This window comes from Pseudomonas cremoris, assembly GCF_014230465.1.
Genome location: NZ_JAAXCY010000001.1, coordinates 400,968 through 413,528 on the forward strand (window position 1 = coordinate 400,968; position 12,561 = coordinate 413,528).

The following is a 12,561-nucleotide window of genomic DNA, read 5'->3' on the forward strand; positions in this document are numbered from 1 at the left end:
CGGGCAAACCGCCCTGCCCCACCAGAATCAAATACGCCGAGCGGCGTAACGCTTGAGCATGCTCGGAACATCGAGAATCAGCGCGATCCGACCGTCACCGGTAATGGTCGCACCCGACATGCCCGGGGTTCCCTGCAGCATTTTGCCCAAAGGCTTGATGACCACTTCTTCCTGGCCCACCAGTTGATCGACGACAAAGCCGATGCGCTGGGTGCCCACGGAGAGAATCACCACATGGCCTTCGCGCTGCTCTTCATGCTTGGCCGATGCCACCAGCCAGCGCTTGAGGTAGAACAGTGGCAACGCCTTGTCGCGCACGATCACCACTTCCTGGCCGTCCACCACGTTGGTGCGCGACAGGTCGAGGTGGAAGATCTCGTTGACGTTGACCAGAGGGAAGGCGAACGCCTGGTTGCCCAGCATCACCATCAGGGTTGGCATGATCGCCAAGGTCAATGGCACCTTGATCACGATCTTCGAGCCCTGGCCCTTGGTCGAGTAGATATTGATCGAGCCATTGAGCTGGCTGATCTTGGTCTTCACCACGTCCATGCCCACACCACGGCCGGACACGTCGGAAATCTCGGTCTTGGTCGAGAAGCCCGGGGCGAAGATCAGGTTGTAGCACTCGGTATCGGTCAGGCGGTCGGCGGCGTCCTTGTCCATCACGCCACGCTTGACCGCGATATTGCGCAGGATGGTCGGGTCCATGCCCTTGCCGTCATCGGTGATCGACAGCAGGATATGGTCGCCTTCTTGCTCGGCCGCCAGAATCACCTTGCCGTTGCGGGACTTGCCCGAGGCTTCGCGCTCTTCCGGGGTTTCCACGCCGTGGTCGACCGCGTTGCGCACCAAGTGGACCAGCGGGTCGGCCAGGGCCTCGACAAGGTTTTTGTCGAGGTCGGTTTCTTCACCCACCAGTTCCAGGTTGATTTCTTTCTTCAATTGGCGCGCCAAGTCGCGAACCAAACGCGGGAAGCGGCCGAAGACTTTCTTGATCGGCTGCATCCGCGTTTTCATCACGGCGGTCTGCAGATCGGCCGTCACCACGTCCAGGTTCGACACGGCCTTTTGCATGGCTTCATCGCCGCTGCTCAGGCCCAGGCGTACCAGGCGGTTACGCACCAACACCAGTTCGCCCACCATGTTCATGATGTCGTCCAGGCGTGCGGTATCCACCCGCACGGTGGTTTCAGCTTCGCTGGCAGCCTTTTCGGCAACCGGCGCCGCTGCGGCACGAGCGGGAGCAGGCGCTGGGGCAGGTGCAGGTGCAGGTTTGGCGGCAACGGGCGCCGCGGCCTTGGCGGCAACCGGAGCCGGCGCGGCAACGGCGGCTGCGGCGGCCGGGGCCACTTCGGTGAACTTGCCCTTGCCGTGCAACTCGTCCAACAGGGACTCGAACTCGTGATCGGAGATCAGGCCGTCGCCGGCCGGCTCCACACTGGCAGCAGGCGCTGCGGCAGTCGCGGCGATTTCCGGCAAGGCGTCGGCCACAAAGGTGCCCTTGCCGTGCAGTTGGTCGAGCAGCGCTTCGAATTCGTCGTCGGTGATATCAGTGCTGGCGCTAGCCGCAGGGGCTTCTGGCGCAGCGGCAGTGGCCACCGCATCGGCCGCGAACTGGCCTTTGCCGTGCAACTGGTCGAGCAGGGATTCAAACTCTGCGTCGGTAATGTCTTCGCTGGTCGGTGCCGCAACGGGCGCCGCTGGCGCTTCTGCCTCGGCCTTCACGGCACTGAGGGAGTTGAGCAGCTGTTCGAACTCGCTGTCGGTCACATCCGGCTCTGCTTCAACGACAGCGACCGCCACCTCGACAACCGGTGCGGGCGAGTTGTCGGCAGGTTCCGCCAGGCGCGCCAGGGCGGCCAGCAGTTCCGGGGTGGCCGCAGTGATCGGTGCACGTTCGCGCACTTCGCTGAACATGCCGTTGACTGCATCCAGTGCTTCGAGAATCACGTCCATCAATTCCGAATCAACGTGACGCTCACCCTTGCGCAGGATGTCGAACACGTTCTCGGCGATGTGGCAGCACTCCACCAGCTCATGGAGCTGGAGGAAGCCGGCGCCCCCTTTTACAGTGTGAAAACCGCGAAAAATTGCATTGAGCAGGTTCGCATCATCCGGTCGGCTTTCCAGCTCGACCAGTTGCTCGGACAACTGCTCTAAAATTTCGCCGGCCTCTACAAGGAAATCCTGAAGGATTTCTTCATCGGCGCCGAAGCTCATGTGGGTGCTCCTTAGAAGCCTAAACTGGATAACAGGTCATCAACATCATCTTGACCCGATACAACGTCTTCACGTTTATCGGCATGAATCTGCGGACCTTCACCCTTGGCGAGATGTTTTTGCGGATCTTTTTCCGAGAGGATCGCTTCGCGGTCATGTTCGATGCCGGCAAAACGGTCAACTTGGCCTGCCATGAGCACCAATTTGAGCAAATTGCTTTCCACTTCGGTGACCAGTTGGGTCACGCGCTTGATCACCTGACCGGTGAGGTCCTGGTAATCCTGGGCCAGCAGAATGTCGTTGAGGTTGCTGGAAACCGTGCGGTTTTCCTGCTCGCTGCGAGACAGAAAACCTTCAACCCGACGCGCCAACTCACGAAACTCTTCAGCCCCCACTTCACGACGCATGAAGCGGCCCCAGTCAACGCTGAGGGCCTGGGCTTCAGTGGCCATGCCGTTGACCAGAGGCGTGGCGTTTTCCACCAGGTCCATGGTGCGATTAGCCGCCGCCTCAGTCAGCCTGACCACATAGGACAGGCGTTCGGTGGCATCCGTAATTTGCGAGATTTCCTCGGCCTGGGGCATGTGCGGGTCAATCTGAAAATTGACGATCGCACTGTGCAGCTCGCGTGTGAGCTTGCCCACTTCCTGGTACAGGCCGCGGTCACGGGTCTGGTTGAGCTCATGGATTAACTGCACCGCGTCGCCGAACTGGCCTTTTTCAAGGCTGTCGACCAACTGGTGAGCATGCTTTTTCAGGGTCGACTCGAAGTCTCCCTGTGATGTTTCTTTATGCTCCATAGCTCCCCCGCGATGGCATTAGCCGTGGATGCGTTCGAAGATTTTCTCGATCTTCTCTTTCAAGGCCAGTGCAGTGAAAGGCTTGACCACGTAACCGTTGACCCCGGCCTGGGCGGCTTCGATGATCTGCTCACGCTTGGCTTCGGCGGTCACCATCAGCACAGGAAGGCTGCGCAGTTTTTCGTCAGCGCGCACGTGGCGCAGCAAGTCGATACCGGTCATGCCCGGCATGTTCCAGTCCGTTACCAGAAAGTCGATGCTCCCGCTGTTGAGGATCGGAATCGCCGTAATGCCGTCATCCGCCTCGACCGTGTTTGTGAACCCAAGGTCACGCAACAGGTTTTTTATGATCCGCCGCATCGTTGAGAAGTCATCAACGATGAGGATTTTCATGTTCTTGTCCAATTCGACCTCCAAGCAGTCTTAAACGCGCCCAGCACCTGGACGCGCCATTTCAATCAACAGGCATTACACAAAAAGGACTGCCGGGGTACCACGGAGCGCCCCCGCGAAAGCCTGCGGCTTCACGGTCTCGTCTGCAGTGTCCCCACACTGCCTGTCAGCGCGCTCGCCACTCTCCCAAACGCCCCCGCAAGCGGGCTGCGCACTGGCTGTGCAACTGGCTGACTCGTGATTCGCTGACCCCCAGGACCTCACCGATTTCCTTGAGGTTCAGCTCTTCGTCGTAGTACAGCGCCAACACCAGTCGCTCACGCTCCGGCAAATTGGCTATCGCGTCCGCCAACGCCCCCTGGAAGCGTTCATCTTCCAGGTCGCGCGACGGCTCAAGATGAGCACTCGCGCCGTCCTCGTGCAGCCCTTCGTGTTCGCCGTCCTGCAAGAGGTCGTCGAAACTGAACAGGCGGCTGCCCAAGGTATCGTTCAAAATCCCGTAGTAATCATCGAGACTCAATTGGAGTTCGGCCGCAACTTCATGATCTTTAGCGTCGCGACCGGTTTTTGCTTCAATTGCGCGAATTGCATCACTGACCATGCGCGTATTGCGATGCACCGAACGCGGCGCCCAGTCACCTTTACGGACCTCGTCGAGCATCGCACCCCGGATACGGATACCCGCATACGTCTCGAAACTCGCCCCCTTGCTCGCGTCGTATTTGGTCGACACTTCGAGCAGGCCGATCATGCCCGCCTGGATCAGGTCTTCGACCTGGACGCTGGCGGGCAGGCGTGCCAGCAGGTGATAGGCGATGCGCTTGACCAGCGGCGCGTAGCGCTCGATCAACTCGCCCTGGCTGTCACGGGCAGACTTCTTGTACGCGTTGTAGCCGGTCGCTGTCATAGCACGGGTCCTGCGCTCGTCTGATGCACCAATCGCTCGACGAAAAACTCCAGATGCCCCCGAGGGTTGGCGGGCAATGGCCAGGTATCGACTTTCTGGGCAATGGCCTTGAACGCCAGTGCGCATTTCGAACGAGGGAACGCTTCATAGACCGCACGCTGCTTTTGCACGGCCTTGCGCACACACTCGTCATAGGGAACTGCGCCGACATATTGTAAGGCGACATCGAGGAAGCGATCCGTGACCTTGGTCAACTTCGCGAACAGGTTTCGCCCTTCCTGCGGGCTTTGGGCCATGTTGGCCAATACGCGGAAGCGGTTCATGCCGTAGTCACGGTTAAGCAGTTTGATCAGGGCGTAGGCGTCGGTGATCGAGGTGGGTTCATCGCAGACCACCAGCAGGACTTCCTGCGCCGCGCGCACAAAGCTGACCACGGACTCGCCGATCCCGGCGGCGGTGTCGATCACCAGCACGTCGAGGTTGTCGCCAATATCGCTGAACGCCTGGATCAGGCCGGCATGCTGCGCCGGGCTCAGGTGCACCATGCTCTGGGTACCGGAGGCGGCCGGTACGATGCGGATGCCACCCGGGCCCTGGAGCAGCACATCGCGCAGCTCGCAGCGCCCTTCGATGACATCGGCGAGGGTGTGTTTGGGTGTCAGCCCGAGCAGAACGTCGACGTTCGCCAGCCCCAGGTCAGCATCCAGCAGCATGACGCGACGGCCAAGCTCTGCCAGGGCCAGGGACAAATTCACTGACACGTTAGTTTTCCCGACGCCACCTTTGCCGCCGGTCACCGCGATCACCTGTACGGGATGCATGCTGCCCATTTTATTTCTTTACCTTGTCTTGCTTAGACGCAGGCTACATGGCTTGGCCGCGTGTATCTTGCAGACCATCGATGTAGGTACATTTCACGGTGTTCGTCCTGCCCTCAACCCACCCGCTTTGCCGGGTTGTGGTAAAGGTCGGCGAACATATCGGCCATCGCTTCCTCGCTAGGCTCTTCTTGCATTTGCACACTGACTGCACGGCTGACCAACTGATGACGACGCGGCAGATGCAGGTCATCCGGAATCCGCGGGCCATCGGTCAGGTAGGCGACCGGCAATTCGTGGCTGATAGCCAGGCTCAACACCTCGCCAAGGCTCGCGGTTTCATCCAGTTTAGTCAGGATGCAACCGGCCAGCCCGCAACGTTTGTAGCTGTGGTACGCAGCCGTCAGAACCTGTTTCTGGCTAGTGGTTGCAAGCACCAGGTAATTTTTTGACTTGATGCCACGTCCGGCCAGGCTTTCCAACTGCATGCGCAGCGCCGGATCACTGGCTTGCAGGCCGGCGGTATCGATCAGCACCACGCGCTTGCGCAGCAATGGGTCGAGGGCGTTGGCCAGGGACTGGCCCGGGTCGACGTGGGTCACCGACACATTGAGGATGCGCCCCAAGGTCTTGAGCTGCTCCTGGGCACCGATACGATAGCTGTCCATGCTCACCAGCGCGATATTCTGCGCGCCGTACTTGAGCACGTAACGCGCCGCCAGCTTAGCCAGGGTGGTGGTCTTGCCCATGCCGGCAGGGCCGACCATGGCGATCACACCGCCCTCTTCCAGGGGTTCGATTTCCGGGGTGACGATCATCCGCGCCAAATGGGCCAGCAACATGCGCCAGGCCTGGCGAGGTTCTTCGATTTCGGTGGTCAACGCCAGCAGGTCGCGGGACAACGGGCCGGACAGGCCAATGCGTTGCAGGCGGCGCCACAGGTTGGCCTGTTGCGGTTTGCTGCCTTGCAACTGGGACCATGCCAGCGAGCCCAGTTGCACTTCCAGCAGTTCGCGCAGGCCATTGAGTTCAAAGCGCATCGAGTCGAACACACGCGCATCGACTGCGGCGGCCGGGGCAGGCGCGACAGGACGTGGCGGTTCGACAAAGGTCGGCTCAACCAGCGGCTCGGCAGCCGTCAGCGGCAAGCCGGCGAACAACTGGCGATTGGTGGTGGCGTCGCTGTCGCCACGCATGCTCAGCTCAGCCTGGGCCGAGACGATGCGCGAGGCGGTCTTGCGCAGCTCGTCTTCCAGCTCCATGTTCGGCACGCGGGGCGCCAGTGCCTGGGGGGTGTAATCCAAGGCAGCCGTCAGCTCGACACCGCCGGCAATACGACGGTTACCGATAATCGCGGCGTCGGCGCCCAGCTCATCACGTACCAGTTTCATGGCCTGACGCATATCGGCGGCGAAAAAACGCTTAACTTGCATAACCCACTACCTCAGCCGTTGGGCCCTACTGTCGCGACGATAGTCACTTGCTTGTTGTCAGGAATTTCCTGATAAGCCAAAACGTGCAAATTCGGAACTGCCAGGCGTCCAAACCGCGACAACATCGCTCGGACCGGGCCTGCCACCAGCAGAATCACCGGTTGGCCCTGCATTTCCTGACGCTGCGCGGCGTCGATCAACGAACGCTGCAGTTTTTCAGCCATGCTTGGCTCCAGCAGAACGCCCTCTTCCTGGCCTTGTCCTGCCTTCTGGATACTATTGAGCAATATTTGTTCCAACCTTGGTTCCAAGGTGATCACAGGCAGCTCAGACTCAGTGCCTACAATGCTTTGCACGATTGCACGCGACAATCCGACGCGCACCGAAGCCACCAGGGCGGCAGTATCTTGACTCTTGGCGGCATTGTTGGCGATGGCCTCGGCAATGCTGCGGATGTCGCGTACCGGCACTTGTTCGGCCAACAGCGCCTGCAACACCTTAAGCAGTTGCGACAACGACAGCACACCCGGCACCAGTTCTTCGGCCAATTTTGGCGAGGCTTTGGCCAGCAAACCCATCAATTGCTGGACTTCCTCGTGGCCGATCAACTCGTGGGAGTGCTTGTACAGGATCTGGTTGAGGTGAGTCGCAACCACGGTGCTGGCGTCGACCACGGTGTAACCCAGGGACTGCGCCTGGCTGCGCTGGCTGATTTCGATCCACACCGCGTCCAGGCCAAAAGCCGGATCTTTGGCGGTTATGCCGTTGAGACTGCCGAACACCTGCCCGGGGTTGATCGCCAGCTCGCGGTCCGGGTAGATCTCGGCTTCGGCCAGGATCACTCCCATCAGGGTCAGGCGGTAGGCGCTTGGGGCCAGGTCGAGGTTGTCGCGGATGTGCACGGTGGGCATCAGAAAGCCCAGGTCCTGGGACAACTTCTTGCGCACGCCTTTGATCCGCGCGAGCAATTGGCCGCCCTGGTTGCGGTCCACCAAAGGAATCAGACGGTAGCCCACTTCCAGGCCGATCATGTCGATTGGGGTCACGTCGTCCCAGCCAAGCTCCTTGGTTTCCTGGGCGCGGGCCGGGGATGGCAGCAATTCTTGCTGGCGGGCGACTTCCTGCTGGGCAATCACTTTGACCTGGTTCTGCTTTCTCCAGAACAGGTACGCACCGCCAGCCGCCATGGCCGCCATGCTGAGGAACGACACATGCGGCATGCCCGGCACGATCCCCATGATCGCCATGATGCCTGCCGCCACCGCCAGCGCTTTGGGCGATGCGAACATCTGCCGGCTGATCTGCTTGCCCATGTCTTCGGAGCCCGACGCACGGGTCACCATGATGGCCGCTGCTGTAGATAATAACAGTGATGGCAATTGCGCCACTAAACCGTCACCAATGGTCAGCAATGCGTAGACCTTGCCCGCATCGCCGAAGGTCATTCCGTGCTGGAAGATCCCGACCGCCATGCCGCCAATCAGGTTGATAAACAGAATCAGCAAGCCGGCGATGGCGTCGCCGCGTACGAATTTGCTGGCACCGTCCATGGAGCCGTAGAACTCGGCTTCCTGGGCCACTTCCAGGCGACGGGATTTGGCTTGGTTCTGGTCGATCAAGCCGGCGTTGAGGTCGGCGTCGATGGCCATCTGCTTGCCGGGCATGGCGTCGAGGGTAAACCGCGCGCTCACTTCGGAAATCCGCCCGGCGCCCTTGGTCACCACGACGAAGTTGATGATCATCAAGATCGCAAACACCACGATACCGACCACGTAGTTACCGCCGATCACCACCTCACCGAAGGCCTGGATCACCTTACCGGCAGCGGCGTGGCCGTCCTGGCCGTGCAGCATCACCACGCGGGTCGAGGCCACGTTCAACGCCAGCCGCAGCAGCGTCGCCACCAGCAGGATCGTGGGGAATACCGCAAAGTCCAGCGGTCGCAGCGCGTACACGCACACCAGCAGGACCACGACGGACAGGGCAATGTTGAAGGTGAAGAACACGTCCAAGAGGAACGGCGGCATCGGCAACATCATCATTGCCAGCATCACCAGCAACAACAACGGCACACCCAGATTGCCCCGCGACAAGTCAGTCAGGGTGCCACGGGCCGTGCTGAGCATTTGAGAGCGATCTACCACCGGTATTCCTCGTGTTCCTTGAAGCAAAGTTTTGACGCGGTTTGGCGTCTTGCAGGCGGTATTGCAAGAAGCCTTCCAACTTTTGCCTTGAAGAGACGAGTCGGTGTTTTCTAAACACTCTGCACCTATGGGAAAGGAGTCACCTCAGTGGCTTGCAGCCCCTTGGGACCGTTCGCAAGCACGTAGCTGACCTTTTGATTTTCTTCCAGAGTCTTGAAGCCTTCGGCGCTTATTCCCGAAAAATGCACAAACACATCGTCTGAACCATCATCCGGCTTGATAAAACCGAAGCCCTTCTCTGTGTTGAACCACTTCACTGAACCCGTCGCCATCGCCTTCTCCAGACTCATAGTTTGAGGACACGCACCTCATCAAACCGTTTCGAAATAAGGCTGGCTACTGTCAACGTTGACAGGTCAAGGTGGATTTACGACGAGCGGTAGACGTCAAACGGGCTGACACATCAGGAGTCGCGACGCAGTTCCGGCGGAATCGGCAGATCCTTCAGCGGATCAGGCCGCTTGCCCTTGCCCGCGCGGTACTGGCGAATCTGATAGACATACGCCAGCACCTGGGCCACGGCCAGGTACAACCCGGCTGGGATCTCCTGGTCAAGTTCAGTGGAATAGAAAATCGACCGCGCCAATTCCGGCGACTCCAGCAACAGGATGTCGTTGGCCACCGCAATTTCGCGAATCTTCAATGCGGTGAAGTCGCTGCCCTTGGCCAGCAGCATCGGCGCCCCGCCCTTCTCCGGGTCGTACTTGAGGGCTACGGCGTAGTGCGTCGGGTTGGTGATGACCACGTCGGCGTCGGGCACCGAGGCCATCATCTTGCGCTGGGACATTTCCCGCTGTAGTTGGCGAATGCGCTGCTTGACCTCGGGGCGACCTTCCTGGTCCTTGTGCTCATCGCGCACTTCCTGCTTGGTCATCAGCAGTTTCTTGTGGCTTTCCCACAGCTGGATCGGTGCATCGATGGCCGCAATGATGATCAGCCCGGCGGCCATCCACAGTGCGCTCCAACCCACCACCTGTACGCTGTGGATGATCGCCGACTCCAGCGGTTCATGGGCGATGCGCAGCAGGTCGTCGATGTCGGAGGTCAACACCATCAGCGCCACAAACAGGATCAGGATGAACTTGGCCAAGGCCTTGAGCAGCTCCACCAAGGCCTTGGCGGAGAACATGCGCTTGAGCCCCGCCGCTGGGTTCATCCGGCTGAACTTGGGCGCCATGCTGCCGGCAGCAAATAACCAGCCGCCCAACGCAACCGGGCCGATCAGCGCGGCCAACAGCAAGGTGATGAGGATGGGCTGCACCGCCAGGATCGCGATCTTGCCCGAATGCAGCAGGTATTGGCCCATGGCACCGGGGCTTAGCAACACCTCGCGTGGCAAGGTGAAGTTGAGCTTCATCAGCTCCATCAAATCCAGCGCCAAGCCGCCGCCGTAGATCAGCAGCGCGCCGGCCCCCGCCATCATGGTTGCAACGGTGTTCAGCTCTTTAGAGCGCGCAATCTCGCCCTTTTCCCTGGAGTCCTTTTTTCGTTTCTCCGTGGGGTCTTCTGTTTTGTCCTGACCACTCTCGCTCTCGGCCATGGCTCAGCGCGCCCGTGCCAGGTCACGTAAGAACTGCAAGGCGTCAGTCGCCAGCGGTTGATACTGATTGAGAATGTCGGCCAGGCCGATCCAGAAAATCCCCATGCCCAACACCAGGGTCAAGGGGAAGCCGATGGAGAAGATGTTCAACTGCGGCGCGGCGCGGGTCATCACGCCGAATGCGATGTTGACCACCAGCAATGCGGTGATTGCCGGCAGCACCAGCAGCAGCGATGCGCCCAATACCCAACCGAGGCGCCCAACCATTTCCCAGAAATGATTGACCACCAGGCCCGAGCCCACCGGCAACGTGGTGAAGCTCTCGGTCAGCACCTCGAACGCCACCAAGTGCCCATTCATTGCGAGGAACAGCAAGGTCACCAGCATGGTCAGGAATTGCCCGATCACCGCCGCCGACACACCGTTGGTAGGGTCGACCATGGACGCGAAGCCCATGCCCATCTGGATCGAAATGATTTGCCCGGCAATCACAAATGCCTGGAAGAACAGCGTGAGGGAAAACCCCAGCATGGCGCCGATCAGGATCTGTTCGGCAATCAGCAGCAACGCGCTCAGGTCGATGGCATTGACCGGCGGCATCGCCGGCAAGCCGGGCACGATCACCACGGTAATCGCCACCGCGAAGTACAGGCGCACGCGGCGGGGTACCAGGGTGGTGCCGAACACCGGCATGGCCATCAGCATCGCCGTGACGCGAAACAGCGGCAGGATGAAAGACGCCACCCAGGTGCTGATCTGGACGTCGGTCAATGCCAGCAAAGACTGCATCGGGTCAGCCGATCAACTGCGGAATACTGCCGTACAGCTGCAGGATGTATTCCATGAAAGTTTGCACCAGCCACGGGCCTGCGACGATCAGGGTGATCAGCATCACCAGCAGACGCGGCAAGAAGCTCAGCGTCTGTTCGTTGATCTGGGTCGCGGCCTGGAACATCGCCACCAGCAGGCCCACCAACAGGCTCGGCACCACCAACACGGCAACCATCATGGTGGTCAGCCACAGCGCTTCACGGAACAGGTCGACGGCGACTTCTGGCGTCATGGCGCTATACCCCTCCGAAACTGCCGGCCAACGTGCCGATAATCAGCGCCCAGCCGTCCACCAGCACAAACAGCATGATCTTGAACGGCAACGAGATGATCAGCGGCGACAGCATCATCATACCCATGGCCATCAGCACGCTCGCCACTACCAGGTCGATGATCAGGAACGGGATAAAGATCATGAAGCCGATCTGGAACGCGGTTTTCAATTCCGAGGTCACGAACGCTGGCACCAGGATGGTCAGGGGAGCCTGGTCCGGGGTGGCGATGTCGGTACGCTTGGACAGGCGCATGAACAGCTCAAGGTCGCTGGAACGGGTCTGCGACAGCATGAAGTCCTTGATCGGGCCTTGGGCCTTGTCGATGGCGTCCTGGGCGGTCATCTTCTCCGCGAGGTAAGGCTGCAGGGCTTGCTGGTTCACCTTGTCGAACACCGGCGCCATGATGAACAGCGTCAGGAACAGGGCCATGCCGGTGAGGATCTGGTTCGATGGCGTCTGCTGCAGGCCCAGGGCCTGGCGCAGGATCGAGAACACGATGATGATCCGCGTGAAGCTGGTCATCAGCATGACGAACGCCGGGATAAAACTCAGCGCGGTCATGATCAGCAGGATCTGCAGGCTGACCGAATACTCCTGTGCGCCTGCCGCATTGGTGCCCAAGGTGATCGCCGGGATCGACAACGGGTCGGCGGCCAGCGCCAAGGGCGCGACCAGCAACAGCATGAGCGTCAATAAAACGCGCATTACTTCTTATCCTTCTGATCCTTGCCCAGCAACTCCATGAGGCGCTGGGCGAATTCTGGCGTGGCGGGCTGCGACTGATCCACGTTTACCGGTGTCTTGAGCACGTGCAGCGGGGTGATGCGACCGGGTGTGAGGCCCAGCAGGATCTGCTCTTCGCCCACTTGCACCAGCACCAGCCGATCACGCGGGCCCAGGGCACGCGAACCGACCAACTCGATCACCTGGCCGTTGCCCGGACCGACGCGCTGCACGCGGCGCATCAACCAGGCGAGCACGAAGATCAAGCCGACCACCAGCAACAGGCCCAGCACCAGCTGGGTCAACTGGCCACCGAGGCTGGCCGGTGCGGCGGCGGCAGCCTGAGCCACAGGCTCCGCCGCCAGAACGTCCAATGGCAGCGTTGCCAACAGTCCTACCATCAGCCGTTTCATA

At 60.4% G+C, this 12,561-nt stretch carries 13 protein-coding genes; all 13 read right to left on the minus strand.

Annotated elements, in window-relative coordinates:
- Positions 1–27: 27 nt before the first annotated feature.
- The 13 genes from HF257_RS01840 to fliO all read right to left on the minus strand — a co-directional run bounded on the left by HF257_RS01840 (position 28) and on the right by fliO (position 12,560).
- Entirely contained in the window at positions 28–2,223 is a 2,196-nt protein-coding gene (locus HF257_RS01840; RefSeq protein WP_185703683.1) for a chemotaxis protein CheA, read from the minus strand.
- An 11-nt stretch (positions 2,224–2,234) separates the two neighbouring features.
- Positions 2,235–3,023, minus strand: coding sequence for a protein phosphatase CheZ (locus tag HF257_RS01845; RefSeq protein ID WP_025855886.1), 789 nt, complete (start codon positions 3,021–3,023; stop codon positions 2,235–2,237).
- Positions 3,024–3,041: 18 nt separating this feature from the next.
- Positions 3,042–3,416 carry a chemotaxis response regulator CheY gene (locus HF257_RS01850; RefSeq protein WP_015885173.1) on the minus strand — a complete coding sequence of 125 codons (375 nt, stop codon included), beginning with the start codon at positions 3,414–3,416 and terminating at the stop codon, positions 3,042–3,044.
- Positions 3,417–3,582: 166 nt separating this feature from the next.
- Positions 3,583–4,323: an RNA polymerase sigma factor FliA gene (fliA, locus tag HF257_RS01855; RefSeq protein ID WP_135292003.1), complete on the minus strand. Its 741-nt coding sequence runs from the start codon at positions 4,321–4,323 to the stop codon at positions 3,583–3,585.
- A complete protein-coding gene (gene fleN, locus HF257_RS01860) occupies positions 4,320–5,153 on the minus strand; it encodes a flagellar synthesis regulator FleN (protein ID WP_003192912.1) in 834 nt (277 codons plus the stop codon). The genes fliA and fleN overlap by 4 nt, the downstream gene beginning before the upstream one ends.
- Before the next feature lie 104 nt (positions 5,154–5,257).
- Positions 5,258–6,574: a flagellar biosynthesis protein FlhF gene (gene flhF / locus HF257_RS01865; protein WP_185703681.1), complete on the minus strand. Its 1,317-nt coding sequence runs from the start codon at positions 6,572–6,574 to the stop codon at positions 5,258–5,260.
- Positions 6,575–6,585: 11 nt separating this feature from the next.
- Positions 6,586–8,700, minus strand: a complete 2,115-nt coding sequence (gene flhA / locus HF257_RS01870) for a flagellar biosynthesis protein FlhA (protein ID WP_185704358.1) — start codon at positions 8,698–8,700, stop codon at positions 6,586–6,588.
- A 143-nt stretch (positions 8,701–8,843) separates the two neighbouring features.
- The gene (locus HF257_RS01875; protein WP_185704355.1) at positions 8,844–9,050 is read right to left on the minus strand and encodes a cold-shock protein; all 207 of its coding nucleotides are present in this window, start codon (positions 9,048–9,050) and stop codon (positions 8,844–8,846) included.
- 131 nt (positions 9,051–9,181) lie between these two features.
- A complete protein-coding gene (flhB, locus tag HF257_RS01880; protein ID WP_185703679.1) occupies positions 9,182–10,318 on the minus strand; it encodes a flagellar biosynthesis protein FlhB in 1,137 nt (378 codons plus the stop codon).
- 3 nt (positions 10,319–10,321) lie between these two features.
- On the minus strand, positions 10,322–11,107 hold the full coding sequence (gene fliR / locus HF257_RS01885; protein ID WP_185703677.1) for a flagellar biosynthetic protein FliR: 786 nt from the start codon (positions 11,105–11,107) through the stop codon (positions 10,322–10,324).
- Positions 11,108–11,111: 4 nt separating this feature from the next.
- Positions 11,112–11,381: a flagellar biosynthesis protein FliQ gene (gene fliQ, locus HF257_RS01890; protein ID WP_003214552.1), complete on the minus strand. Its 270-nt coding sequence runs from the start codon at positions 11,379–11,381 to the stop codon at positions 11,112–11,114.
- Positions 11,382–11,385: 4 nt separating this feature from the next.
- Positions 11,386–12,129: a flagellar type III secretion system pore protein FliP gene (fliP, locus tag HF257_RS01895; protein ID WP_185703675.1), complete on the minus strand. Its 744-nt coding sequence runs from the start codon at positions 12,127–12,129 to the stop codon at positions 11,386–11,388.
- Positions 12,129–12,560, minus strand: a complete 432-nt coding sequence (gene fliO / locus HF257_RS01900; protein WP_185703673.1) for a flagellar biosynthetic protein FliO — start codon at positions 12,558–12,560, stop codon at positions 12,129–12,131. Before fliO ends, fliP begins: the two co-directional genes overlap by 1 nt.
- Position 12,561 lies beyond the last annotated feature (1 nt).